Genomic DNA, 25,703 nt, shown 5'->3' on the forward strand with positions numbered 1-25,703 from the left:
CAAGGAAGACGCCCCCCGTTTCACCCCTCTCCAGCAGCACCAAAACCGCTTACGTTCACAGGCTCATAAGCCGCTGTTTTACCTGCGATTCCCACGCGCACCTCAAAATACCTCATCAAAAACTGTTTCTATTGGCCCAACAACCGATAGACAGTTGGACGCGTGCGGCCAATGATGAAAGCGACAGGCCTCTTATAAAAACAAAGGAGTGTCGTGAACCGCCTATGAACATCCTCTACGACGAACGCGTCGACGGTGTCCTGCCCGACGTTGATAAAAGCGCGCTGTTGCACGCACTGCAAACGCGACTGCCGAATCTGGAGATCCTGCATCAGCAGGAAGAACTCAAACCTTACGAGTGCGACGGGCTGTCAGCCTATCGCACCACGCCTTTACTGGTCGTTCTGCCGCGTCACCTGGACGAAGTACAAGCTGTACTTCAGGTCTGCCATGAACGACGCGTGTCGGTCGTCGCCCGTGGCGCCGGAACCGGTTTGTCCGGAGGTGCATTGCCCCTGGAAAAAGGCGTATTGCTGGTGATGGCGCGCTTCAACAACATTCTGCAGATCGACCCTGCCGCCCGCACCGCACGGGTTCAACCGGGTGTGCGCAATCTGGCCATCTCCCAGGCGGCTGCCCCTTATGGACTTTATTACGCGCCGGACCCTTCCTCACAGATCGCCTGTTCCATCGGCGGCAACGTTGCGGAAAACGCCGGTGGCGTGCATTGCCTGAAGTACGGTTTAACTGTGCACAACGTGCTCAAGGTCGAGATCCTGACGGTCGACGGTGAACACCTGACGCTGGGCTCGAATGCACTCGACTCCCCGGGTTTCGATCTGCTGGCGTTGTTCACCGGTTCCGAAGGCATGCTCGGGGTCATCACCGAAGTCACGGTCAAATTGCTGCCCAAGCCGCAGACCGCCAAAGTGCTGCTGGCGGCGTTCGACTCCGTCGAGAAAGCCGGTCGCGCGGTCGCAGACATCATCGCCGCGGGCATCATTCCCGGCGGACTGGAGATGATGGATAACCTGGCGATTCGTGCCGCCGAAGATTTCATTCACGCCGGTTATCCAGTCGATGCCCAGGCCATTCTTCTGTGTGAACTCGACGGCGTTGAAGCGGACGTGCACGAGGATTGCGACCGCGTGCGCCAGGTGCTGGAACAGGCCGGGGCCACCGAAGTGAGGCTCGCCAAAGACGAGGCCGAACGGGTGCGCTTCTGGGCCGGACGCAAGAATGCGTTCCCGGCGGTGGGTCGACTGTCTCCGGACTACTACTGCATGGACGGCACCATTCCCCGCCGTGAGTTGCCGGGCGTGCTGCAGGCGATTGCAGCGTTGTCGGCCGAATACGATCTGCGCGTGGCCAACGTGTTCCATGCCGGTGACGGCAACATGCATCCGCTGATCCTGTTCGATGCCAATCAACCGGGCGAGCTTGATCGCGCCGAAGCCCTGGGCGGCAAGATCCTGGAGTTGTGCGTGAAAGTCGGTGGGAGCATTACCGGCGAGCATGGCGTGGGTCGGGAGAAAATCAATCAGATGTGCGCGCAGTTCAACAGCGATGAATTGACCGTGTTCCATGCCGTCAAGGCCGCGTTCGATCCGAGCGGTTTGCTCAATCCTGGCAAGAACATTCCAACCCTGCACCGCTGCGCCGAGTTCGGCGCCATGCACGTTCACATGGGGCAGTTGCCCTTCCCCGAACTGGAGCGATTCTGATGCGCAGCGAACAGGATTTCGATGACAGCCGCGCGCTGCTGGAACAGGTCAATCAGGCGCTGCAGAACGCCACACCATTGCGCATTCAAGGCTCAAACAGCAAAGCGTTCCTGGGGCGCATCGTCGCCGGTGAAGTCCTCGACACGCGCACCCACCGGGGCATTGTCAGCTATGACCCGACTGAACTGGTCATCACCGCACGGTGCGGCACGCCTTTGTCGCAGCTCACTGAAGCATTGGACGCCGCGCAACAGATGCTGCCCTGCGAACCGCCTTCCTTTGGCGAAGGCGCGACGGTGGGCGGCATGATCGCCAGCGGGTTGTCGGGACCAAGGCGGCCATGGTCAGGTTCGGTCAGGGATTTTGTCCTGGGCACTCGCGTCATCACCGGCCATGGCAAGCATTTGCGCTTTGGTGGCGAGGTGATGAAGAACGTGGCCGGTTACGACCTGTCGCGGCTGATGGCCGGCAGCTTTGGCGCCCTTGGGGTGATCAGCGAAGTCTCGCTCAAAGTCCTGCCGAAACCGCGCCAATGCTTGAGCATCAGCCTGGAAATGGACAGTGACCGCGCCTTGCTGCGCCTGGCGGAATGGGGCCAACAACCCTTGCCGATCAGCGCCGCGTGCCACGACGGTCAGCGTCTGCACTTGCGACTGGAAGGCGGCGAAGGTTCGGTGGCGGCGGCGCATGACCGCTTGGGCGGTGAGCCGCTGGATTCTTCCTATTGGGCGGATCTCAATGAACAGCGCTTGAGCTTTTTCGATGAGGTCCAGCCGCTCTGGCGACTGTCCGTCCCCCACAACACGCCCCGGCTTTCCCTGCCGGGCACGCAAATCATCGACTGGGGCGGTGCGCAACGCTGGCTCAAATCCGACGGCGACGCGGCGTTCATTCGCCAGGTTGTCGAGGAAGTCGGCGGGCATGTGACCTGCTACAGCCATGGCCTGATCGGCAGCCCGTTCCAACCGTTGACGGCATCATTGATGCGTTACCACCGGAATCTCAAGCAACAACTCGATCCTCGGGGAATCTTCAACCCCGCACGCCTGTATGCGGAGCTTTGAGCCATGCAGACCACCTTGAGCGAACACGCCCGCCAGCTACCCCGTGCCGAAGAAGCAGAAAGTATCCTGCGCTCGTGCGTGCACTGCGGGTTCTGCAATGCCACCTGCCCGACGTATCAATTGCTCGGCGATGAACTGGATGGCCCCCGGGGCCGCATCTACCTGATCAAGCAAGTGCTGGAAGGTAACGAGGTCACGCAGAAAACCCAACAGCACCTTGATCGCTGCCTGTCCTGCCGCAACTGCGAAACCACCTGCCCGTCCGGCGTCGACTATCACAACCTGCTGGATATCGGCCGTGCGGTGGTCGATGCAGCGGTGCCGCGCCCACTCGGCCAACGGCTGCTGCGCGAGGGACTGCGTGGTGTCGTGCCCAATCCGGGTCTGTTCAAGGGGCTGGTCAACAGTGGTCAGGTGTTCCGCGCCCTGCTGCCCGACAGCCTGCGAGTCAAATTGCCGCGCAACATGGCACCCGCCAAACCACGTCCGACTACGCGCCACGCTCGGCAGGTTCTGATACTCGAAGGCTGCGTTCAGCCCGGCCTGTCGCCCAATACCAATGCGGCGACATCGCGGGTCCTGGATCGATTGGGCATCAGCATCACGCCAGCGCGGGAGGCCGGATGCTGCGGTGCGGTGGACTATCACCTGGATGCTCAGTCCGCGGGGCTGGACCGCGCCCGACGCAACATCGATGCCTGGTGGCCGAGCATCGAAAACGGCGCCGAAGCCATCGTGCAAACCGCCAGCGGTTGTGGTGCCTTCATCAAGGACTACGGGCATTTGCTCGAAAACGATCCGGCGTATGCCGACAAGGCGAAAAAAGTCAGTGACCTGGCCAAGGATCTGGTTGAAGTACTAAGCGATGAGCCGCTGGAAAAACTCGCTGTACACAGTGAACAACGCCTGGCTTTCCATTGCCCCTGCACGTTGCAGCACGCACAAAAACTCGGCGGCGCCGTTGAAGCGGTCCTGCTTCGACTAGGCTTCAACCTTACCGCCGTGCCCGACAGCCATTTGTGCTGCGGTTCGGCAGGCACGTATTCGATCACCCAACCTGAACTGTCCAGACAATTGCGCGATAACAAACTCAATGCCCTGGAGAGCGGCCACCCTGACGTCATCGTCACGGCCAATATCGGCTGTCAGTCCCACCTGGATGGTGCAGGTCGAACCCCCGTTCGGCACTGGATCGAACTGGTCGAAGCCGCGTTGCCTTGACCGACCACTGGAGATTCACATGAAAAGCAAAGCCGTGTTGAGCCAGACCGAAGTCAGCCAGATCCTCACCGCCGCCCGCACTGAAGCCCAGAACAATCAATGGGCCGTGACCATTGTCGTCGTCGACGACGGCGGTCATCCCCTGGCGCTCGAACGCCTCGACGGGTGCGCCCCGATAGGCGCCTACATCGCCACCCAAAAGGCTCGCACCTCCGCTCTGGGCCGGCGCGAATCAACCGACTATGAGGAGATGGTCAACGGTGGGCGCTTTGCGTTTTTGTCCGCCCCCCTGCTCACTTCACTGGAGGGGGGCGTGCCGATCATTGTCGATGGCCAGGTCATCGGCGCGGTGGGGGTGTCCGGCGTGAAAGCCGAACATGATGCACAAGTGGCCAGAGCGGGCGCCCACTGCATCAGATGATCGGGGGGATTTTTTCTACCCGCCTGAGCGCTTCCCAGCGTGTAAAGTACCTGCCATAAAAATCATATTCAGGAATCGACGATGGCCGTGGCTAAATCCTCTTTTGACATCAGCGCAAACTTCGACAGCGGCAACATTGAAGTGCTGGATATCAGCAATCCGCTTCACGCGCTCCTGGCCATCAGGCCAGACACGCGCAGCCCGCATTTCCAGTGGTTCCACTTCAAGGCCAGTGGCCTGCACGTCGGTCAGGAGCACTGGTTTCGCCTGAGCAATGCCAGCAAATCTTCCTACAACAAAGCCTGGGATGGTTACCAGACCGTCGCCTCCTACGACCACGTCAACTGGTTCCGGGTGCCGACCATCTTCGAAGGCGACTGCTTGCGCTTCAGCCTCGAAACCACCGCCACCCATGCCTGGTTCGCTTACTTCGAACCCTACAGCCGTGGCCGCCATGACTGGTTGATCGAGCAGGCGCTGACCAAGGCCGGCACCGAACTGCTGGCCACCGGCAAGAGCGTCGAAGGCCGGGACATTCAGCTGCTGCGCAAAGGCACCGGTGCCGAGGGCCGACGCAAGGTCTGGATGATTGCCCAGCAACACCCGGGCGAGCACATGGCCGAATGGTTCATGGAAGGCGTGATCGAGCGTCTGGAGCATCACGACGATCCCGTGTTGAACACACTGCTGGCCAGCGCCGACCTTTATCTGGTCCCGAACATGAACCCGGACGGCGCCTTCCATGGCCACCTGCGCACCAATGCAATGGGCCAGGACCTGAACCGCGCGTGGCAGAGCGCCAGCCAGGAGATGAGCCCGGAAGTGCTGTTCGTTCAGCAGCAGATGGAAAAACATGGCGTCGACCTGTTCCTCGACATCCATGGTGATGAAGAAATCCCTTACGTGTTCACCGCTGGTTGCGAAGGCAATCCCGGTTATACGCCAAGGATCGAGCAGCTCGAAACCCGCTTCCGCGATCATCTGAAGCATTTGACCAAAGACTTCCAGACCAAACACGGCTACACCCGGGACAAGCCGGGCGAGGCCAACATGACCCTGGCGTGCAACAGCGTCGGCGAAAAATTCGACTGCCTGTCGCTGACCCTGGAAATGCCCTTCAAGGACAACAATGATGCGCCTAACCCGATTACGGGTTGGTCGGGGAAACGTTCGAAGCAGTTGGGCAAGGATGTGTTGACCACCGTGGCGGACATGGTCGATACCCTGCGCTGATCCTGTTTACACATTGAAAGATCAAAAGATCGCAGGCTGCGATCTTTTTCCGTTCAATCGGCAGCGATTCGCACACAATCCTCCGGCCCCAGCAACCGCCCATCCTCGGCACGCAGCTCCAGGGGCCGCAGCGGCAGACCGTGTTCGCGGTCAACCAGCCGCGAATGCGCCTCCCCTTCCTCAAAGAAAAACGCCTCCCCCCACTGCCGCAATCCGATGATCAGCGGGAATAAGCCCTTGCCCTTCTCAGTCAGCACATATTCCTGATAAGCGCTGCCATCCGAGGCCGGCACCAGATCGAAAATTCCGTGGGCCACCAGTGCGCGCAAACGCACCGACAGAATGTTCTTGGCCATGCCCAAACTGCGCTGAAACTCACCGAACCGGCAAATGCCGTCAAAGGCATCGCGCACGATCAGCAACGACCAGCCATCGCCGATGGCTTCCACGGATCGTGCGACCGGGCATTCGGCGTCTTCCTCGCTTATACGTCTAACCATGTCCGAATCCACTGAAACAAATGTGGTTGCAATATAAAACCAGATCCCCTACCGTACAACTGGTTTTAAATTGAAACCACACTGGGAGTTCGGCATGAAGCCTGATCATCATGTACTCAGCAGCGCCGTGGTGCTGCTGTTCGCTGTCGCCTGCGGACTGGCAGTCGGTAACGTTTACTTCGCACAACCCCTGCTCGATGCCATGGCCGCCGCGTTTGCGATGGACCCGGCAACCATTGGCATCGTCGTCACACTGACCCAGGTCGGGTACGGCGCGGGTCTGTTGCTGTTGGTACCACTCGGGGATCTGCTCAATCGCAGACGGCTGATCCTCACGCAAACACTGCTGTCGGCCCTGGCCTTGTTGATGATTGCGTGCGCGTCGAACAGCACCTGGCTGTTGATCGGGATGACGTTGACCGGGTTACTGGCGGTGGTGACGCAGGTCCTGGTGGCTTACGCCGCGACATTGGCACTCCCGGCGCAGCGAGGGCGCGTGGTGGGCGTGGTCACCAGCGGCATCGTCGTCGGCATTTTGCTGGCCCGTACAGTGGCCGGCGGCATGGCGGATCTGGCGGGGTGGCGCTCGGTGTATCTGTTGTCGGCAGGCTTGACCCTGGCCATGGCGCTGCTGTTGTTTCGCGTGCTGCCCAAGCACGAGGACAGGCAGCCCGACAGTTCTTACGGCGCGCTGCTCGGCTCGGTTTTCACCTTGTTCAAGGAAGAGCCCGTACTTCGTCAACGGGCGATTCTAGCGCTGCTGACCTTCGCCAGCGCCATGGTGTTATGGACGCCAATGGTGCTACCGCTAAGCGCCCCGCCGCTGTCGCTGTCCCATACTCAAATCGGATTGTTTGGCCTGGCGGGTGCCGCCGGTGCGCTGGCAGCCGCTCGCGCCGGGCACCTGGCTGATCGGGGTTGGGGCCAATGGACCAGCGGCTGTTCCCTGTTGTTGATGTTGGCTTCCTGGCTGCCGATTGCCTTTACTCAATCTTCGTTATGGGCTTTGTTGCTGGGCGTAATCACGCTGGACCTGGGTTTACAGGCCGTGCACGTCACCAGCCAGAGCATGATCTACAGCGTGCGCCCGGAAGCCCAAAGCCGACTCACCGCCGGTTACATGCTGTTCTATTCGATAGGCAGCGCCTTGGGCTCGATCGGCTCGACGGCGATGTATGCCTGGGGTGGCTGGCTCGGGGTGTGTTTGCTGGGTGCAGGGATCAACGCTGTGGCGTTGATCTATTGGTGGAGCACGCTCGCCCCCAGAAGCAAACGTGCAGAAGTGGCGTTACCCTAACCATGCAGGAGCTGCCGCAGGCTGCGATCTTTTGATTTTGATCTCATAACAAGATCAAAAGATCGCAGCCTGCGGCAGCGCCTGCAAAAGTGTGTATCTCCTCAGATTCGACGTGGCTAAGAAATCAAACGCGATCCTTGCCCCGCAGCATGCTGTCCAGCACATCGTCGCGGCGCACCCAACCGTGGAACAACGCTGCCGCCAAATGCAGCAGTACGGTCAGAAACAGCAGATACGCCAAGTAACCGTGAGCCTTGCGCAAGATCGCAAACACCTGGGCGTTGGCCGGCACGATCGACGGCAATTGCAACGAGCTGCTGAGCATCACCGGGTCACCCGCCGCCGAGATCATGGCCCAGCCCAGCAATGGCAAGATCAGCATCAAGGCGTACAGCAACACATGAGATGCCTTGGCCGCCAACACCTGCCATCCCGGCAAATCCGCGGGCAATGGCGGCTGCCGGGTGGAAAACCGCACCACCAGGCGCACGATGACCAGCAGCAGAATGGCGATGCCCAAGGGTTTGTGCAGATGGATCAGCCACTCATGACGCTCTGACACCGAGGCGACCATGCCCGCGCCAATAAACAGCATGGCGATGACCATCAGTGCCATCAGCCAATGCAGCAGCCGCGCCAACGGTGCGAAATGGTTCGGTTGAGTGCTCATTGTTGAGCCTCCTGTTTGGCGGCGGGCAACTGGCTGACTTCGCTGGTGCGTCGCAGATAGGAACTGGCGTACCCGGCGGAACGAGCGGCGAGCAATGGATCGTCCGAACCTTCGATGCCGGCAGGCAATACGAGCGGGTCATAGTTGATGTCGCGGCATTCGCCATTGAGCTGCGGCTGGGTGCTTTCGAGCACCAGCGTGCCCGCGTTCAGCACTTTGCGCCCGTCAGGCCAGGGCTTGCTGGCATCGTTCACCGGGTCACCCGGGTCAGCCAGCGTGATGTTCAGCTGCCAGCGCAACGGTCCTGCGGCGATTCGCTGGACCAGGTCTTTCTCCAGGAAATCCCCACCCGCCGGTGCCGTCGCACCCGCTGCATCCTGCGCCACCGGCACCATGCTCCAGCGCACGGCCTGACGTTGCCCGGCGGAATTGACCAGGTAGAACGCATTGACGCTGTTATAGGTTTCCGTCACGTAGCTGGCGGAAGGCTTGGCCGTTTTAACCCATGTCAGGAAAGGTATGGCTTCCGGGTGTGAAGCGAAAAACGCCGGGACTGCCGCCGGGTCCGGTTTGCCAGTGGCCGGGACGGGAGACTGGGCTTGTTGAAATTGGTAGAACGCTTCAGGGGTACCCACCGGGAACACCGGCATGCTGTTCATCCCGGTGCGCCACTGCTGGCCGTTGGCCTGGGTGAAGCGCAGGGCCATGCTGCGGATCGGCACGCTGTTGTCCGGGGCATACGGGTTGCCGGCCGGCAAGGCAAAACGACCCACCACAGGGGTGCGCTCTTCATTGAACACCTGCGCAGTGGAGTAATTGCGCGCCTCGCTGCTGCTCTCGAAATGGCCGATCACACACACGCCTTTGGAATGGTTTCGCCGGAACCCCGGATGCACGCCGTTGTTGGTTTCCAGAACATTGATCAACTTTTTCGGCGTTAGCCGCTGTGGATCAAACGTGCCGTTGACGTAGGCAAAAGCCCCGGCCACGACCGCGACGACCACGGCGATACCGGCCAGACGAAACACCAGGCTTGCAGCACTGAGCGGTGGTCGAGTGGGCGGTGATGAGCGATCTACCATGAATGACTCCAGGGCCATCGGCCACAAGTGAGAAGAATCAAGCAGACGAACGCCCGGGCGGTTTATTCCATGGCCCGGTATTTATTTGTTCAGGCGTGGAATAACCTCCAATGCCGGACGTCTCCCATTCACAGAGCGTAGTGACTGGTTAGAAATTCATGAGCGATATCGACGAACAACTGAGTGAAATCATTCCCAGACTGCGGCGGTTTGCGCTTTCGCTCACGCGCAACCCCAGCAGCGCCGATGACCTGGTGCAGGCCAGCCTGGAGCGGGCATTGTCGCGCTGGAACGACAAACGCCCCGAAGGAGATCTGCGCGCCTGGTTGTTTTCGATTTTGTATCGACAGTTTCTCGATGCGCATCGGCGCACCCGGCGATACGCGCGAATGCTCGAATTCTTCACCGGCCGTGATGACTCGCAGCCATCGGCGGAACGCACCGTGATCGCCCAATCCACCCTTCAGGCCTTCGACCAACTCACCACTGAACAACGCGCGCTGCTGCTCTGGGTGTCGGTAGAAGGCCTGAGTTATAAGGAGGTCGCCGAGATTCTCGGCGTGCCCATTGGCACCGTGATGTCCCGTCTGTCCCGCGCCCGCCAAGCGTTGCGCCACCTCAGCGAGGGTGAAATCATCCGCCCTGCTTTGCGGAGACTTAAATGATCAGCATGCCCCCAAGCGAGCGTGACCTGCACGCTTACATCGACCACCAGCTCAGCGACGATGACCGTCGTCTGGTGGAGACTTTTCTGGCAAGCAATGCCGAAGTGGCAGCCACTGTGCGTGCCTGGCAGCGGGACGCTCAGCAACTGCGGGCAGGTTTGAGCGGCTTGTTGCAGCAACCGGTCAATCCGCAACTCACACCCTCAATGATTCGCCAGCGAGTCAAACGACAATCGCGCCGTCATCTGGCGAGCGCCGCTGTGCTGCTGATTGCCGTCAGTGTCGGCGGGTTCAGTGGCTGGCAGGCCCGCGAGATGACCCTAGTCAGTGCCCAGGCACCCATGACCGATGCCCTGCAGGCGTACCGTCTGTTTGCGCAGCAAGGCATTTTGCCGGCGGATTTCAAGGTCAGCGACGATGGCGATGTACAAGGTTGGCTTGACCGCTATTTCACCCGGGCCAACCGCCTGCCGAACCTTGCGAGCGCAGGGTTCAAACCGGTCAGCGGACGGTTGCTCAGCACCGAACAGGGACCCGCGGCGATGGTGGTCTACGAAAACCCCGAGGGGCAGAAAATCAGCTTTTACGTACGCCCACCTGGCCCCAAAAACCTCTTCCTGCCCAGGGGCAGTCGCCACGACGGCGAGCTGCAGGCCGAGTACTGGTCGGGCGCCGGCTACAACTATGCAATGGTCAGCCCGAGCGACACCTCGGCGGCGCAGATGCTCAAGCAGACCGTACAGTTCTGAACCCGCCCCAACCGACAGGGTCGCGAGCGTGGTATGCATCCGCAGATTTCTGTCCAATGGCTCGCGGCAAGGCTCGGAGTGACTGGAAGGAAAAATCTCTATTTGGTTAAACTGTGCCGTCGCCGCTTGGGGCGACGGCCTGACCATCACAGAGTGCTATCACAGTGGCCGTTCGACCACCTAACCGTCCGCGACTCACACCACGCTGGCCTGTACTGCGCCGCTTGCTGGGCAAAGCCTCGAATGCGTCCACCAGCAACGCCAGCGGTCGGCTCGTTCACGACTACTTCCGCCACAGGGCGCACGCCCAGGGTTACACCCTCAGCCACAGTCAGCAGCGCGTAATCGACTGCATGGCACAGCACGCCTCGGCGTTGCTGGGCGCTTCGGCGAAAACCCTTCCCGGACTTTACCTGCATGGCGCCGTCGGGCGTGGCAAGAGCTGGTTGCTCGACGGATTTTTCCAGGCCATCCCGATCGCGGAAAAACGCCGGCTGCACTTCCATGAGTTCTTCGCTCAGCTGCATCAGGGCATGTTCAGTCATCGTGATCGGCCCGACGCCCTGGACCTCACCCTCGATGAACTGCTGAGCGATTGCCGGGTACTGTGTTTTGACGAATTTCACGTCCATGACATCGGCGATGCGATGCTCATCACGCGACTGTTCAAAGCGCTTTTCCAGCGGGGCATCCTGCTGCTGGTCACCTCCAATTACCCTCCGGAAGGTTTGCTGCCAAACCCGCTTTACCACGCGCGGTTCAAACCGGTGATCGACCTGATCAACGCGCGCATGCAGGTCATGGAAGTCGGTGGGCCGCACGATTACCGCAGCCAGGCAAGAACCCACGCTCAACAGCTTTTCACTCAAGGTCAGTACCTTTGGCCAGACACGACACGGCAGCGTCAGGCACTGAACCTGCCCGATAGTGATACGCCGCCGATCAAGCTGCCCGTCGGAACCCGACACCTTCAAGCCCGATACTGCAAAGGGCGCACGGTCGGTTTTACCTTTGCCGATCTGTGTGACCAGCCCACGGCGGTGATGGACTATCTGGAGCTGTGCCGACGGTTTGATCACTGGATCATCGTCGCGCTGCCCAGCCTGGCCGATGCGTCCATTGCGGCGCAGCAGCGGTTCATCAATCTGGTTGACGTTTTGTACGATCAGGACAAGCACCTGACCTTGCTTGGCCAGCAGTCGTTGCGTGAAAGCCTGGAGGGAGAGGCGATTGATCTGGCGCGGACGCGTAGTCGGTTGGGGCAGTTGGTGGAGGTCAAGGGTATCGTTTGATCTGTATTCTTTGGTGTGGCTGGTGCCGTCATCGCTAGCAGGCTAGCTCCCACCGTTGACCGCGTCCGCCCAGACAACTCGATCACTGTGGGAGCTAGCCTGCTAGCGATAACGGCCTGACAAGCGCCACATTTTTCCCGCTATCATGTCGCCCATCTTCAGGCCTCTACGCCCTTCCCTCGATCAATAGCGAACCCCGTTCATGGACACCCTTGCCCAACTGCGCGCCGGAACACTGGCAGGCGCTACCCGACTGGACCTCGCCTGCGGCCTGACGGAGTTCCCCCGGGAAATCTTCGACCTGGCGGATACCTTGGAGGTGCTCAACCTCAGCGGCAATGCCCTGAGCCAACTGCCGGATGATCTGCACCGCCTGACACGTTTGCGCGTGCTGTTCTGCTCGGACAATGCGTTCACGGAACTGCCCGCCTGCGTGGGCCGTTGCGCCGCGCTGACCATGGTCGGTTTCAAGGCCAACCACATTGAACAGGTGCCGGGCGCCGCATTGCCACCGTTGTTGCGCTGGCTGATCCTGACCGACAACTGCATCAGCGAATTACCGACCGAGCTGGGTGAACGCCCATACCTGCAAAAACTCATGCTGGCGGGTAACCGCTTGCAGCAGTTGCCCGAAAGCCTGCGCCAGTGCCATCGACTCGAACTGATCCGCATCGCTGCCAACCAGCTCGAAGTGCTTCCCGACTGGCTGCTCACGCTGCCCCGCCTGACGTGGCTGGCCTTCGCCGGCAACCCGCTGGAGACCGAAGCCGACGCGGCGGCCCTTGAAGCAACCCCGAGCATCCCCTGGTCATCGCTGCGCCTGGAGCAGCCGCTTGGCGAAGGGGCTTCGGGGGTGATTCATCGAGCCACGCTGCAGCCTGCGAACACATCTGCCACCCAGGTCGCGGTCAAGCTCTACAAGGGCGAGATGACCAGTGATGGCTCGCCGTTGCACGAAATGAACGCCTGCATCACCGCTGGAATCCACCCGAACCTGATTCGGGTCGAAGGACGAATCACCGGGCATCCACAGGCGCAAGCCGGGTTGGTGATGGAGCTGATCGAGCCGAGTTTCCGCAATCTCGCCGGGCTGCCGAGCCTTGAGTCCTGCACCCGTGATGTGTATGCCGACGATGCCCGTTTCAGCGCGGACGTTGCCTTGCGTATCGCCAAGGGCGTTGCGTCGGTGGCCGAACACCTGCATCGACACGGCATCACTCACGGCGACCTCTATGGCCACAATATTCTTTGCAATGATCAAGGTGATTGTCTGCTGGGAGACTTTGGTGCAGCGTCTTTTCACGCGACCACGGACAATCCCGATAGCCGGGCATTGCAACGGATTGAAGTGCGCGCGTTCGGGGTTCTGCTAGGGGAGTTGCTGGAGCGGATCGACTCAGGACTGAGCGATGAAAGCCGTGGGCAGCTGGAGGATTTACAGCAGCGTTGCTGTCAGCCGGACGTGCTGGCTCGACCTGGGTTCAGTGACGTTGTACGGGAGTTAAGGTGACCCCATAACCTGTGGCGAGGGAGCAAGTTCCCCCGCCACATTTGTCATTGCATACAGCTCAAATCAACCCGCCAACCCGACAAACATGTCCTGCACGTCATCATGGTTATCCAGGCCTTCGAGGAAGGCTTCGACTTCGGCCATTTGCTCGTCGCTCAAACCGCTGACCGGGTTCTTCGGCTGATAGCCCAGTTTTGCCGACAACACCGTGAAGCCCTGCTCCGGCAACGCTTTCTGCACCGCATCAAGGTCCGCCGGCTCGGTCAGGAACAAGGTGGTCCCCTCTTCTTCGCCTAGCTCGAAATCCTGGGCACCCGCTTCAATAGCGGCCATTTCCGGATCGGCGTCAGGGCTGTCCGGGGACGCCTCGATCATGCCGACATGGTTGAAGTCCCAGGACACCGAACCCGAAGCGCCCAGTTGGCCCTTGCGGAACGCAACGCGGATTTCGGCGACCGTGCGGTTGATGTTATCGGTCACGCATTCAACGATCAGGGGCACTTGGTGCGGCGCGAACCCTTCATACGTTACGCGATGGTACTGCACCGTCTCGCCGAGCTGGCCCGAACCTTTCTTGATCGCCCGCTCCAGGGTTTCACGGGGCATCGAAGCTTTTTTGGCCTGTTCAACCACCAGGCGCAAGTGCGCGTTGGTTGTCACATCGGCACCGTTACGCGCAGCGATGGTGATTTCTTTCACCAGTTTGCCGAAAATCTTCCCTTTGGCGTTAGATGCCGCTTCTTTGTGTTTAACCTTCCACTGTGCGCCCATTACTCACTCTCTTATCTGTGGCGCCGAGACATCTATTGGCCGACGCTTTGCGCAAGTTTATACGGCCTAAAGTTGGCAATCGACCAAAAATTCCACCTTCACCGACAGACAGATCGGCTTCTTCACCGAGGGTTGTAGGGCGATTCTGAAAAGTCGATTGCCGCATCCCTAATCTGCTGCGGTTTCGTACCCTCTGCATCCGTACTCACAGCACAAGCGCGCCCTATGCATAACGACAAGGAAAGCCCCTTCACGCTCACTCTCCTGGAGGGCGATCTGACGCTTCAGGCATTGCGGTTCAAGGGTTCTGAAGGACTCAACCAGCTCTATCGTTTCGAGATTGAGGTGATTGCCATGGCACCGGCCATGGACTTCGGCAGGCTGCTGCGAAAGCCGGTTTTTCTCGATCTGGGGAACGGCGACGGGATTCATGGCAGTGTCCACAGCGCCACACGCGAGCATCATGGATCGCTTCAGATCGGCTACACGCTGACAGTGGTTCCCTACCTTCAAAGGCTGGAATCAGACACCTGCCGCCGGGTGTTTCATCACCTCGACGTACCGACCATCCTGCGTCAATTACTGGAGCAAAATGAACTGCCCGAAGAGAGCTATCGCATCGAGCTGAACGGCCAGTACCCACCCCGACCTTTTTGCATTCAGTACGAGGAAAGTGATCTGGCCCTGTTGAAGCGACTATGCGAAGAAGAAGGCATCCACTTTCACTTCGAACATCACCGGAACGGTCACGTGCTGGTGCTGGCCGATGACGGCCTGAGCTTCCCTCAGGACCCGCAATTGTCGCCTTTCCAAAATGAAGTGGATGACTTAAACGCGGCGTCGGCAATTACGCGTTTGTATCAGCGCCACGATGCCCTGCACACGCACGCACAACGGCAGGCGAAAAATCGCGGTATACCCGACACGCTCGGCGATGCCGCCAACCACGCCTTCGCCAAGGCATCGCGAACTGCCGTTCTGTCCACTCCCGAGCAGGTTCATCACCAGCAATGCAGCCAACGGGAACTGGAGCGCCTGCGCTGCACACCGCAGCAAATCCACGGTGAAAGCACACAGCCTGCATTGCGCAGCGCACGGATTGTCCAGGTCTCAGAGCATCCCATCATGAGCTTCAACGATCAGTGGCTGCTCACCGAGGTCCGGCACCACGGGCAGCATCCCTCGATTCTGGCCCAAGACAGCATTGCCGCGAGTTACCACAATCAATTCACCGCCATTCCCTGGTCAACGGTTTTCCGGCCGCCAGTCACGCGCACTAAAACCCGCATTCCCGGGTATCAGCCCGCGCGCGTACTTGGCTGTCCAGGACAACCCGCCACACGGGATGATCAAGGCCGCGTTCAGGTCAGGTTGTGGCCAACGTCCGAACCCGACCCGGAAGAGCCCGACGGCATGTGGGTGCCCATCGTCTGCGCGACACCGGACGCTCACTCGAACCTTGTCGGACTGCCGAAAGCCGGTACTGACGTATTCGTCAGTTTTCTCGACAGCGACCCGGATCGCCCGGTGATGTGGGCTGGCAGCAGACAATCCCGACAGAGCAAGCCCGAGCCGCGACACGGCGGCAATACCGGCCTGTTGTTTGATTGGTTGATCAATCGTTGAGTCAAACATTGCATCTGGATGGTACAGGGATGGCGGTCAACTCATCCCGGGCGCCAACTCGAAAAACGCCTGTATCAACCGCAAATTGCGACGCCGCTCCATGCACCCGATCATGTGCCGATTACCCAGCCCGTCACCGATAATCGAGACCGCCACCACCCGCGGGTCGTGGCTCACCTCCACCGAAGACACCACGCCAACCCCCAACTGCGCGGCCACCGCTTCCGTTACCGCCTCACGGCTGTCCAGCTCCAGCAGTACGCGCGGATTAACCTTTGCTTGAGCACAGGCGTCATCAAACGTGGTCCGGGTCACCGAGCCCGGCTCACGCAACACCATGATCACCTGATCCAATTCCTTGATGTGCACGGCCTTGGAACGCTGCGCCCATGGATGCCCCGCCGGCACCAGCGCGCAGATTCGCGATTCGCTCAACGCCTGCAAGTGCAACCCCTTGCGCGGCTCAACCTCGGTCAGCACGGCCACGTCGGCATGCTCTGACAACAGCGCCGTCAGGGTTTCCTGAGCATTACCCAAGCGCAGGTTCACCGTGACGCCCGGATACCTCGCACGCAAGCTGGCCAGCATCGGCATGACCAGGTGCGGCCCGTCCGCGGCCACCTCCAGACGCCCGGTCAGCAGTTGTCGATTTGCCTCCAGCATCACCTGCGCCTCTTCAGCAAGACCAAACATCGCCCGGGTGATGGCGGCGAGCTTTATCCCCTCCTCCGTCAGCTCCACCCGTCGCGCCGTGCGCCGCAACAAAGTGATCTGGTAATGCTCTTCCAGCGCCTTGATGTGCCCGGTGACCGCAGGCTGGCTGATGAACAACCGCGCAGCAGCCCGGGTAAAACTGCCTTCGCGGGCCACGGCATCGAACGCGCGGAGCTGGAACAAGTTCATGAATAATTCTCACTGATGGCTGGCATAACAATAAACAATTTGATTGATAGCACGGCAAATTGCAATTTAAGCCCCGTAGCTTTACCCCATCGATTACGAGGACACGAGATTGAGTACTGCCGAACCCATCCTGCTCACCCCTGGCCCACTGACCACGTCGGCCCGCACTCGCCAGGCCATGATGGTCGACTGGGGTTCATGGGATGACCGGTTCAATCAACTGACCGCCAGCGTGTGCGAGCAACTGCTGGCAATCATCAATGGCGCCGAAAGCCATCACTGTGTGCCTCTGCAAGGCAGCGGGACTTTCGCGGTCGAAGCGGCGATCGGCACTCTGGTGCCCCGTGACGGCAAGGTCCTGGTGCTGATCAACGGTGCCTACGGCAAACGCCTGGCGAAAATCTGTGAAGTACTGGGTCGCTCGTTCAGCACCTTCGAAACCGCCGAAGACGAACCGACCACCGCCGCCGACGTGGATCGCCTGCTTCACGCCGATTCCAGCATTACTCACATCGCGCTGATCCACTGCGAAACCAGCACCGGCATCCTCAACCCGCTGCCCGACATCGCCCAGGTCGTTGCGCAGCACGGCAAACGCCTGATCATCGACGCCATGAGTTCCTTCGCAGGCCTGCCGATCGATGCGCAGCAGGTGCCCTTTGACGCGTTGATCGCCGCCTCGGGCAAATGCCTCGAGGGCGTACCGGGTATGGGGTTCGTATTCGCTCGCAAAGAATCCCTGGCAAATGCCGCCGGCAATTCCCACTCCCTGGCGATGGACCTGTACGACCAGCACGCCTACATGGCCAAGACCGGCCAATGGCGCTTCACTCCGCCGACTCACGTGGTCGCCGCGCTGCACGAAGCCCTCTTGCAATACAACGAAGAAGGCGGCTTGCCGGCCCGGCATCAACGCTATGCGAACAATTGCCAGGTGCTGCTGGATGACATGGCCCGTCTGGGCTTGCGCAGCTTCCTGCCGGCCGCGATCCAGGCGCCGATCATCGTGACGTTCCACGCGCCGAAAGACCCGCGCTACCAGTTCAAGGAGTTCTACGAGCGTGTGAAAGCCAAGGGTTTCATTCTTTATCCCGGAAAGCTGACCCAGGTTGAAACGTTCCGCGTCGGTTGCATCGGCCACGTTAATCAGGCCGAGATGCACGCGGCCGTGGCGGCGGTCGGTGAAGTGTTGCGTGAGATGGAAGTTTTAGAAATTTGACTCCCGACCCTGTAGCAGCTGCCGAACGCAGCCTCGCAGGCTCGACAGCTGCTGCAGGGATTATCTTTTTTCCAACGACAGGATTTGATTACCATGAACTACGCAAACCCAACCAAGCTCCAGGCCGCGATCCTCGACTGGGCCGGCACCGTGGTCGATTTCGGTTCTTTCGCGCCGACGCAGATTTTTGTCGAGGCCTTCGCCGAGTTCGACGTCCAGGTGTCGATCGAAGAAGCCCGCGGTCCGATGGGCATGGGCAAGTGGGATCACATCCGCACCCTGTGCAACCAACCGCAAGTGGCAGAGCGTTATCGCGCGGTGTTCGGCCGCACGCCAACCGACGATGACGTCACCGCCATCTACAAACGCTTCATGCCTTTGCAGATTGAAAAGATCGCTGAGCACTCGGCATTGATTCCGGGCGCGCTGGACACCATCGCCCTCCTGCGCCAACAAGGGATCAAGATCGGTTCCTGCTCCGGTTACCCGAAACAGGTCATGGACAAAGTGGTCGAACTGGCGGCCACAAACGGCTACATCGCCGACCACGTTGTGGCCACCGATGAAGTTCCGAACGGTCGTCCATGGCCGGCACAGGCACTGGCCAATGTCATCGCCCTGGGGATCGACGATGTCGCGGCCTGCGTGAAAATCGATGACACGGTGCCGGGCATTCTTGAAGGTCGTCGCGCCGGCATGTGGACCGTGGCACTGATCTGCTCGGGTAACGCATTGGGCCTGGATTATGAAGGTTTTCGCGCCCTCGGCAGCGACCAGCTGGACAGCGAGCGCACGCGTATCCACGGGATGTTCGAAGGCTCTCGTCCTCACTACATGATCGATACCATTGCCGATTTGCCGGAGGTGATCGCCGATATCAACAAGCGCCTGGCGAACGGTGAAATGCCACAAAGCAGCTGATCAACTCGCACGGGGGATTTCAAAGCGCCAGTTCTTTAGCGGAACTGGCGCTTTTTTTTGGTCAATCTGTTGAGCCAGGGCATTGAAAGGTCGATAGCCTCAGGCAAACCCGATGAAACAGGCTTACAGTTAAAGCACGCCGTCGAATGAGAACGGTGACGCTGGAACCGACCTGTGAGGAACACCCGTATGCCCTGGACAAACTCCGAATCACGCTACAGCACCGTATCGATCACGTTGCATTGGTTGATGCTGGTGCTGTTGGCACTGGTGTATGCCTGCATTGAATTTCGCGGGATCTTTCCCAAGGGCAGTGGCGGCCGGACGCTGATCACTGAATCGCATTTCCTGCTTGGCCTGACGGTATTTGTGTTGGTCTGGCTACGCCTGTTCGCGCGCAGCCTCGGCCCGGCGCCGAAAATCTTCCCGGCATCGCCTCAGTGGCAGACGGTATTGGCCAGACTGATGCACTGGGCGCTCTACATTTTCATGATTGCCATGCCGATTCTGGGATGGCTGGTGACCAGCGCCAAGGGCCATCAGGTGATGTTCTACGGCTTCGACCTGCCAATGCTGTTGTCGGAAGACAAGGCGCTGGCGAAACAGATCGAAGGCTGGCACGTGCTGGGCGGAACGATCGGCTACTGGCTGATCGGCCTGCATGCGTTGGCGGGGATTTATCACCATTACGTGGTGCGCGATAACACCCTTCTGCGGATGATGCCCAAACGCGGCTGAATGGCGCAAAAAAAACAGCCTCCTGTAGCAGCTGGCGAACCCCTGCGTTCGGCTGCGGTGTGGCGAGGGGATTTATCCCCGCTGGGTCGCGCAGCGGCCCCAAAATCTTCACGACTGCTGCGCAGCCGAACGCAGGCTTCGCCAGCTGCTACATTGATTGGAAGCCACGGCGCCCCTGCAAGCCGCCGGTGTGGACGAAGATCAGGCGGGTACCTTTCTTGAACCGTCCGGCTGCCACCTGCTGCTTGAGCGCCAGCAGTGCCTTGCCGGTGTACAGCGGTTCGAGGGGAACACCGCTGGCCTGTTCCGCCTGCTCAATGAACTCGAGCAACAGCGGATCGACTTTGGCAAAGCCGCCACGGCTCGCATCGAGCAGTTCGTACAGGGGCTGTCGCAAGCCCGCTTCTTGCACAATTGATTGGACCTGCTGCGCCACGCCATGATCATCGGGCACCGCCAGTGCGCCATACACCGGATGCTCTCCCGCTTCCGCCAATACCAATCCGGCCAGGGTGGTTCCGGTACCGCAGGCCAGCCACCAACCGTCGTAATCACGCCATCCCACACTGCGCAATTGATCGTGGACGGCAGCCTTGAGCTGCATGCAACCTCGCGCGCCCAGAAGCCCACCGCCGCCTTCGGGAACCGCTTGAAAATCCGCATACTGCGCCTGCCAGGGCAACCAGAAACCCGGCGTGTTCCGCGCTCGATAACCGCCATAACCCAGCCAATGCAATTGCATGCCGAACGCGTGAAGGTCTTCGACCGTAGGAGTGTCCTGAGGGTGACCGCGCAACAGGCCGACAGTGGGAAACCCAAAGCGCTTACCAGCGGCGGCGAGCGCGTGCAGGTGGTTGGAATGCGCACCACCGAGACTGATGATGCCTTTGGCTGCGCACTGGTCGGCCGCCTTCAGATGCTCGATAAGCTTGAACCACTTGTTGCCGCTGATCAGCGGATCTATCTGGTCAAGACGCAGAATCGCCAATTCGATACCGGCGTGGGTAAGCCAGTCGAGATTCACGAGTTCAAGGGGAATCGGGGGAAGCCAGCTGGACGAGGGAAAAAGCATTGGCTGTGCGCGATCTGGAAAAGAATCGAGTCTATCAGTCACCGCAGGCCTTGTAGCAGCTGGCGCAGGCTGCGCCAGCTGCTACAAGGATTTTCGAAAGTTACAACTCGGCAGCCAACCGCGAACCCTGATTGATCGCGCGCTTGGCATCGAGCTCTGCCGCCACGTCCGCACCACCGATCAAATGCACATTCTGCCCCGCGGCAGTCAAGCCGTCCTGCAACTCGCGCAATGGATCCTGACCGGCACAGATCACGATATTGTCCACGGCCAGCACCTGCGGCTCACCGGTTTCACCAATGCGGATATGCAAGCCTTCATCGTCGATCTTCAGGTATTCGACGCTGTTGAGCATTTGCACCTGTTTGTTTTTAAGACCTGTACGGTGAATCCAGCCAGTGGTTTTACCCAGGCCGTCGCCCACCTTGGATTTCTTGCGTTGCAGCAGGAACACTTCGCGGGCCGGAGCATGTGGCTCGGCCTTGATGCCGGCGACGCCGCCGCGCGCTTCCAGATGGGTGTCGATGCCCCATTCTTTCCAGAATGCTTCACGATCAAGGCTGGTGGACACGCCCTGATGCACGAGGAATTCCGACACGTCAAAACCAATACCACCCGCGCCGATGACGGCGACACGTTTGCCCACCGGTTTGCGCTCCAGGATCACGTCCAGGTAGCTCAACACCTTGGCATTCTCGACACCGGGAATGGCCGGCGTTCTTGGGGCGATACCCGTGGCGAGGATAATCTCGTCGTAACCGCCTGCCACCAGTGTGGCCACATCGACACGTGTGTTCAGGCACACCTCGACGTGGGTGGTCTGCAATTTGCGGCCGAAATAACGCAAGGTTTCGAAAAACTCTTCCTTACCCGGTACGCGCTTGGCGATGTTGAACTGACCACCGATTTCGCTGGCCGAATCGAACAACGTCACCTGATGGCCACGCTCAGCCGCCACGGTCGCTGCCGACAAACCTGCAGGACCGGCACCGACTACCGCGATTTTCTTGATCTGTTTCACTGGCAGGTAGTTGAGCTCGGTTTCATGACAGGCCCGAGGGTTCACCAGGCAACTGGTCAACTTGCCACCGAACGTGTGGTCCAGGCAGGCCTGGTTGCAACCGATGCACGTGTTGATTTCGTCGCCACGGCCGGCGGCGGCCTTGTTGACGAAATCCGGGTCGGCGAGGAACGGCCGTGCCATGGACACCATGTCGGCGTCGCCTTCAGCCAGAATCTGCTCGGCGACTTCCGGCGTGTTGATACGGTTGGTGGTGATCAATGGAATGCTCACCGAACCCCGCAGCTTGGCCGTGACTTTGCTGAATGCCGCGCGCGGAACCTTGGTGGCAATGGTCGGAATCCGCGCTTCGTGCCAGCCGATGCCGGTGTTGATGATCGTTGCCCCGGCCTGTTCGATGGCCTTGGCCAGGGTCACGATTTCTTCCCAGGTGCTGCCGCCTTCCACCAGGTCGAGCATCGACAGGCGGAAAATAATGATGAAATTCGGGCCAACGGCTTCGCGCACCCGGCGCACGATCTCTACCGGCAGGCGCATGCGGTTTTCGTAGCTGCCACCCCAACGGTCGGTGCGGTGGTTGGTGTGGGCGGCGAGGAACTGGTTAATGAAATAACCTTCCGAGCCCATGATTTCGACACCGTCGTACTCGGCTTTTTGCGCCAGGGTCGAGCAGGTCACGAAATCGCTGATTTGTTTCTCGATACCTTCCTCGTCCAGCTCTTTAGGCTTGAACGGGTTGATCGGCGCCTGAATCGCACTCGGCGCGACTTGTTTCGGGCTGTAGGCATAGCGCCCGGCGTGGAGGATCTGCATGCAGATCTTGCCGCCCGCCTCGTGCACCGCACGGGTGACGATCTGGTGCTTGAGCGCTTCTTCCTCGGTGGTGAGCTTGGCCGCACCGGAGTACACGCCACCCTCGTCGTTCGGGCCAATGCCGCCGGTCACCATCAAGCCAACGCCGCCAAGGGCACGTTCGGCAAAGTACGCCGCCATGCGCTCGAAACCACCCGGTTTCTCTTCGAGCCCCGTGTGCATCGAGCCCATCAGGGTGCGGTTACGCAACGTGGTAAAACCCAGGTCCAGCGGGGCCAACAGGTGCGGGTAATGAGCGGCGGCCATCGGTAACTCCACAACGAGCGATCACGGAAAAAAATGCGGGAGCTCTGCGGCCCCCATCAGTCATGTTCGACAGACTAAGAGCCGCGACGCTGTCGCTCAATGACCGTAACTGACAACTTATTGATCCAAATGCGCAGCGCCCCTTGGCAAGCGGCGACATGGGCCCTACCCTAGTCGCGAATCCTGCACACTGCCGTTGACTGTTTTCCCATGCGCAAACTTCTGTACCTGACCTTTTCCATGGCATTGATTGCCGCCCTGACGACCTACGCAATGTGGGCCGCGGACAGACCGGTGGGGCATTACCTGTCAGACCTGCGTATCGATCTCGCTGTCGACCAGGGGACGCCCGCTGATCACGGCAACCTGCTGGGCATCCAGCCCGAGCTGTTTCCCACCGACTACCAAAGCTCCGAGCGCTTGCACCGCAAGCTCGCCGCGTATTTGCAGAAGGCTCAGGAGCAAGGCCTGCTCAACGAAAAAACCATCGTCGTACTGCCTGAACACATCGGCACCTGGCTGATGGTCAGTGGCGAGAAGGATGAGCTGTACCAGGCCAACACCTTGAAAGACGCCATGAACTGGCTGGCGGTGAGCAATCCATTGAAGTTCGCCCGCGCGCTGATCGCTGCCAAAGGTGAGAACCGCGTGGATGATGCGCACTTGCGTATGAAAGCCAAAGGCATGGCAAAGGATTACCAGGCGTTGTTTGGTGGCCTGGCGAAAGAATTCCGCGTGACCCTGGTCGCGGGTTCCATCGTGCTGCCCGAGCCGAGTGTCATCGACGGTACGCTGAAAATCGGTCGTGGCGCGCTGTTCAACAGCTCCGTCGTGTTCGATCGCGACGGACTGCCCATTGGTCAGCCGCAACGTCAAATGCACCCGGTCTTCGATCAAATTGATGTCATCGCGGCGAACGGTGAGCATGACCTGAATGTCGTCGACACCCCTGCCGGACGTCTGGGTGTGTTGATCGGCAGTGACAGTTGGTATCCGGACAACTACCGCAAGCTCGACAGTCAGGGCGCCCAACTGATCGCCGTGCCGGCGTATGTCGCCGGTCGCGGAGCCTGGGACAAGCCGTGGCGCGGTTACAAAGGGTTGACGACACCGAGCTCAATCAGCCTCAAGGCCGGCGAGCTCAGTGAAGGCCAGGCCTGGCAACGCCTGACACTGACGGCCCAGCCGCCCAGCAGCCAGGCCATCGCCGGCATGAGCGTGTTCCTGCGTGGCCAGTTCTGGGATAAAGGCAGTGCCGGTCAAAGTTTTCTCAGCAGCAACGGGCAGCATTTCGCCGACGGCAACGCCCATGGTGCACGTTTGCTGAACCTGTGGTTGTAAGTCATGAAACCACTGCCGATGCGCCTTGGGGATCTGTCGGTAGGCTTCGTTAATAGCCTGGCGGACGCCGTGCGCAGTTACGCTCTGGACCCGCAGCCGTTGCTGGAGCAATACGGCCTCGATGCTGCGCGCTTGAGCGAAGCAGGCGCCCGACTCTCGATTCCGCGCTATATGCGCCTGGGTCACAGCGCCATTCAGCTGACCGGCGACCCGGCACTGGGTTTACGCATGGGCCAACTCAGTCGCCTGAGTCAGGCAGGCCTGGCCGGGGTTACCGCCGCCCAGGCACCGACGGTGCGCGAGGCGGCGCGGTGCCTGATTCGCTTCGAAGCACTGTACGGCTCCAACTATCGTGGTCAATCGAGCTTCCATGAAGATGCCCAAGGCGCGTGGCTGCGGTTCTATTCCATCAGCCCTTACAACGCCTATAACCGCTTTGTGGTGGACTCGATCATCTCCGGCTGGCAGCAGCAATTGTCCAGCATCAGCCCTGCCCCACTGCGTGCCGAACGCATCGAAATCGAGTTCGAGGCACCCACTTATATCAATGCGTATGCAGTGCTGGGTGAGTGCCCGATCCTGTTTGGCTGCGAACATAACCAGCTGCGTTTGAGCCTGGCCAGCCTCGCCCTGCGCAACCCGGAACACTGCCCGAGTACCTGGCGACACCTGCTGCAGTTATGTGAACGGGAATTGGAACAATTGACCCGCACGCGCAGCTTGCGTGAACGCATCACTCAGCTGCTTGGGCCGTTGCTCAATGGTGGCCAGGAACCTGACCTGGAAGAAGTGGCGGTACGTTTGAAGCTGCCCACCTGGACCTTGCGCCGCAAACTTGCCGAAGAAGGTACGCAATTTCGCGCGATCCTCAACGACACTCGCCGCGACCTGGCGATGACCTACATCCGTGATACCGAACTGGCGTTCGGTGAAATCGCCTACCTGCTGGGCTTTGCATCAGCAGAGGCGTTTCAACGGGCTTTCAAACGCTGGAACGGTCAGACGCCCGGCGAATTTCGCCGAAGTCATCGCCAATCCGCCTGATGTTTACAGTTCTGTAGCGTCCTCTGCTGGTTCCAGCGGATCCAGTTCGAATGCCTGATACTCGAGCAGCTCTTCTTGATAATCGTCCATTTTGACTCCCCTACCACTCGTTTAAAAAATGCCTGAATAAATGACCCACGCCTTGAGCATAAAGTGCCCACGTGAAAGAAAAATGACGCACTTAAGTACGACGTTCAGCAGCTACTAATAAAACGTAGCAGGCGTCCAAGGATTTATCACAGGATTTTTTCGAACAGGCCGTAGGACTACGGCCTGGGTTGACGACGGTCAATTTAAACGGGGTTTACTGGCCTGAAGGAATGGGCTCGCTCGGTGGCGGCAGGCTCGATTCCTGAGGTGGGGTTACCGTTTCCGTTGATGGTGCGGGCTCAGCGGTATCGACCGGAGTGATTGGCGCCGATTCAGCCGGTGGCGCTACGGGCTCGGAGGCTGCAGGTGCGGCTTCAACGGGTGCTGGCGCAGGTTCGGCTGCCGGAGCC

At 60.0% G+C, this 25,703-nt stretch carries 23 protein-coding genes and 1 pseudogene; 16 read left to right on the forward strand and 8 right to left on the reverse strand.

Annotation, left to right across the window (positions count from 1 at the left end; translation table 11 throughout):
• Nucleotides 1-224 precede the first annotated feature (224 nt).
• The 5 genes from glcD (at nt 225) to GBC55_RS11285 (ending at nt 5,663) form a co-directional block, all read left to right on the forward strand.
• Nucleotides 225-1,724: a glycolate oxidase subunit GlcD gene (gene glcD / locus GBC55_RS11265; RefSeq protein WP_162437546.1), complete on the forward strand. Its 1,500-nt coding sequence runs from the start codon at nt 225-227 to the stop codon at nt 1,722-1,724.
• The gene (glcE, locus tag GBC55_RS11270) at nt 1,724-2,788 is read left to right on the forward strand and encodes a glycolate oxidase subunit GlcE (RefSeq protein ID WP_162437547.1); all 1,065 of its coding nucleotides are present in this window, start codon (nt 1,724-1,726) and stop codon (nt 2,786-2,788) included. The genes glcD and glcE overlap by 1 nt, the downstream gene beginning before the upstream one ends.
• A 3-nt stretch (nt 2,789-2,791) precedes the next feature.
• Complete coding sequence (gene glcF, locus GBC55_RS11275; RefSeq protein WP_162437548.1) at nt 2,792-4,009, forward strand: glycolate oxidase subunit GlcF; 1,218 nt, start codon at nt 2,792-2,794, stop codon at nt 4,007-4,009.
• A 19-nt stretch (nt 4,010-4,028) separates the two neighbouring features.
• Nucleotides 4,029-4,430, forward strand: coding sequence for a heme-binding protein (locus GBC55_RS11280; RefSeq protein WP_162437549.1), 402 nt, complete (start codon nt 4,029-4,031; stop codon nt 4,428-4,430).
• A gap of 81 nt (nt 4,431-4,511) precedes the next feature.
• On the forward strand, nt 4,512-5,663 hold the full coding sequence (locus tag GBC55_RS11285; protein ID WP_162437550.1) for a carboxypeptidase family protein: 1,152 nt from the start codon (nt 4,512-4,514) through the stop codon (nt 5,661-5,663).
• Nucleotides 5,664-5,716: 53 nt separating this feature from the next.
• Here GBC55_RS11285 and GBC55_RS11290 read toward each other — a convergent pair whose 3' ends face one another.
• Nucleotides 5,717-6,163: a helix-turn-helix domain-containing protein gene (locus GBC55_RS11290; protein WP_162437551.1), complete on the reverse strand. Its 447-nt coding sequence runs from the start codon at nt 6,161-6,163 to the stop codon at nt 5,717-5,719.
• A gap of 94 nt (nt 6,164-6,257) precedes the next feature.
• Between GBC55_RS11290 and GBC55_RS11295 the strand changes: the two genes are divergently transcribed.
• Nucleotides 6,258-7,460 carry an MFS transporter gene (locus GBC55_RS11295; RefSeq protein ID WP_162437552.1) on the forward strand — a complete coding sequence of 401 codons (1,203 nt, stop codon included), beginning with the start codon at nt 6,258-6,260 and terminating at the stop codon, nt 7,458-7,460.
• A gap of 124 nt (nt 7,461-7,584) precedes the next feature.
• On the opposite strand, the gene GBC55_RS11300 is transcribed toward GBC55_RS11295, so the two are convergent.
• Together GBC55_RS11300 and GBC55_RS11305 are read right to left on the reverse strand one after the other, a co-directional pair.
• On the reverse strand, nt 7,585-8,130 hold the full coding sequence (locus GBC55_RS11300; RefSeq protein WP_162437553.1) for a cytochrome b: 546 nt from the start codon (nt 8,128-8,130) through the stop codon (nt 7,585-7,587).
• Nucleotides 8,127-9,212 carry a catalase family peroxidase gene (locus GBC55_RS11305; protein WP_162437554.1) on the reverse strand — a complete coding sequence of 362 codons (1,086 nt, stop codon included), beginning with the start codon at nt 9,210-9,212 and terminating at the stop codon, nt 8,127-8,129. The genes GBC55_RS11300 and GBC55_RS11305 overlap by 4 nt, the downstream gene beginning before the upstream one ends.
• 158 nt (nt 9,213-9,370) lie before the next feature.
• On the opposite strand from GBC55_RS11305, the gene GBC55_RS11310 reads away from it, so the two are divergent.
• From GBC55_RS11310 to GBC55_RS11325, 4 genes are all read left to right on the forward strand, one after another.
• On the forward strand, nt 9,371-9,877 hold the full coding sequence (locus tag GBC55_RS11310) for a sigma-70 family RNA polymerase sigma factor (RefSeq protein ID WP_162437555.1): 507 nt from the start codon (nt 9,371-9,373) through the stop codon (nt 9,875-9,877).
• A complete protein-coding gene (locus GBC55_RS11315; RefSeq protein ID WP_162437556.1) occupies nt 9,874-10,626 on the forward strand; it encodes an anti-sigma factor in 753 nt (250 codons plus the stop codon). Before GBC55_RS11310 ends, GBC55_RS11315 begins: the two co-directional genes overlap by 4 nt.
• Nucleotides 10,627-10,790: 164 nt before the next feature.
• Nucleotides 10,791-11,918 carry a cell division protein ZapE gene (zapE, locus tag GBC55_RS11320; RefSeq protein ID WP_162437557.1) on the forward strand — a complete coding sequence of 376 codons (1,128 nt, stop codon included), beginning with the start codon at nt 10,791-10,793 and terminating at the stop codon, nt 11,916-11,918.
• A gap of 202 nt (nt 11,919-12,120) precedes the next feature.
• Complete coding sequence (locus tag GBC55_RS11325) at nt 12,121-13,428, forward strand: leucine-rich repeat-containing protein kinase family protein (protein WP_162437558.1); 1,308 nt, start codon at nt 12,121-12,123, stop codon at nt 13,426-13,428.
• Nucleotides 13,429-13,491: 63 nt separating this feature from the next.
• On the opposite strand, the gene GBC55_RS11330 is transcribed toward GBC55_RS11325, so the two are convergent.
• The gene (locus GBC55_RS11330) at nt 13,492-14,199 is read right to left on the reverse strand and encodes a YebC/PmpR family DNA-binding transcriptional regulator (RefSeq protein WP_162437559.1); all 708 of its coding nucleotides are present in this window, start codon (nt 14,197-14,199) and stop codon (nt 13,492-13,494) included.
• 225 nt (nt 14,200-14,424) lie between these two features.
• On the opposite strand from GBC55_RS11330, the gene tssI reads away from it, so the two are divergent.
• Nucleotides 14,425-15,825 carry a type VI secretion system tip protein TssI/VgrG gene (gene tssI, locus GBC55_RS11335; RefSeq protein WP_162437560.1) on the forward strand — a complete coding sequence of 467 codons (1,401 nt, stop codon included), beginning with the start codon at nt 14,425-14,427 and terminating at the stop codon, nt 15,823-15,825.
• Nucleotides 15,826-15,861: 36 nt separating this feature from the next.
• On the opposite strand, the gene GBC55_RS11340 is transcribed toward tssI, so the two are convergent.
• Nucleotides 15,862-16,728, reverse strand: coding sequence for a LysR substrate-binding domain-containing protein (locus GBC55_RS11340; RefSeq protein ID WP_162437561.1), 867 nt, complete (start codon nt 16,726-16,728; stop codon nt 15,862-15,864).
• A gap of 109 nt (nt 16,729-16,837) precedes the next feature.
• Here GBC55_RS11340 and GBC55_RS11345 point away from each other — a divergent pair, with 109 nt between their 5' ends.
• The 3 genes from GBC55_RS11345 (at nt 16,838) to GBC55_RS11355 (ending at nt 19,606) form a co-directional block, all read left to right on the forward strand.
• Nucleotides 16,838-17,947, forward strand: a complete 1,110-nt coding sequence (locus tag GBC55_RS11345) for a 2-aminoethylphosphonate--pyruvate transaminase (RefSeq protein ID WP_162437562.1) — start codon at nt 16,838-16,840, stop codon at nt 17,945-17,947.
• Between the two features lie 93 nt (nt 17,948-18,040).
• Nucleotides 18,041-18,868 carry a phosphonoacetaldehyde hydrolase gene (gene phnX / locus GBC55_RS11350; RefSeq protein ID WP_162437563.1) on the forward strand — a complete coding sequence of 276 codons (828 nt, stop codon included), beginning with the start codon at nt 18,041-18,043 and terminating at the stop codon, nt 18,866-18,868.
• 189 nt (nt 18,869-19,057) lie between these two features.
• A complete protein-coding gene (locus GBC55_RS11355) occupies nt 19,058-19,606 on the forward strand; it encodes a cytochrome b (protein WP_162437564.1) in 549 nt (182 codons plus the stop codon).
• 148 nt (nt 19,607-19,754) lie between these two features.
• On the opposite strand, the gene GBC55_RS11360 is transcribed toward GBC55_RS11355, so the two are convergent.
• Both GBC55_RS11360 and GBC55_RS11365 read right to left on the reverse strand, forming a co-directional pair.
• Nucleotides 19,755-20,678 (reverse strand): pyridoxal-phosphate dependent enzyme, encoded by a 924-nt coding sequence (locus GBC55_RS11360; RefSeq protein ID WP_162437565.1) that lies wholly within the window; start codon nt 20,676-20,678, stop codon nt 19,755-19,757.
• 100 nt (nt 20,679-20,778) lie between these two features.
• Nucleotides 20,779-22,818, reverse strand: coding sequence for an NADPH-dependent 2,4-dienoyl-CoA reductase (locus GBC55_RS11365; RefSeq protein WP_162437566.1), 2,040 nt, complete (start codon nt 22,816-22,818; stop codon nt 20,779-20,781).
• 210 nt (nt 22,819-23,028) lie between these two features.
• Here GBC55_RS11365 and GBC55_RS11370 point away from each other — a divergent pair, with 210 nt between their 5' ends.
• The gene (locus GBC55_RS11370; RefSeq protein WP_162437567.1) at nt 23,029-24,159 is read left to right on the forward strand and encodes a carbon-nitrogen hydrolase family protein; all 1,131 of its coding nucleotides are present in this window, start codon (nt 23,029-23,031) and stop codon (nt 24,157-24,159) included.
• 3 nt (nt 24,160-24,162) lie between these two features.
• A complete protein-coding gene (locus GBC55_RS11375; protein ID WP_162437568.1) occupies nt 24,163-25,203 on the forward strand; it encodes an AraC family transcriptional regulator in 1,041 nt (346 codons plus the stop codon).
• Between the two features lie 304 nt (nt 25,204-25,507).
• On the opposite strand, the pseudogene GBC55_RS11380 reads toward GBC55_RS11375, so the two are convergent.
• A pseudogene (locus tag GBC55_RS11380) lies at nt 25,508-25,703 on the reverse strand (DUF2242 domain-containing protein); the annotation flags it as partial.

It is taken from the genome of Pseudomonas sp. TNT3 (genome assembly GCF_010095445.2).
In the GTDB taxonomy this organism is placed as follows: Bacteria; Pseudomonadota; Gammaproteobacteria; order Pseudomonadales; family Pseudomonadaceae; genus Aquipseudomonas.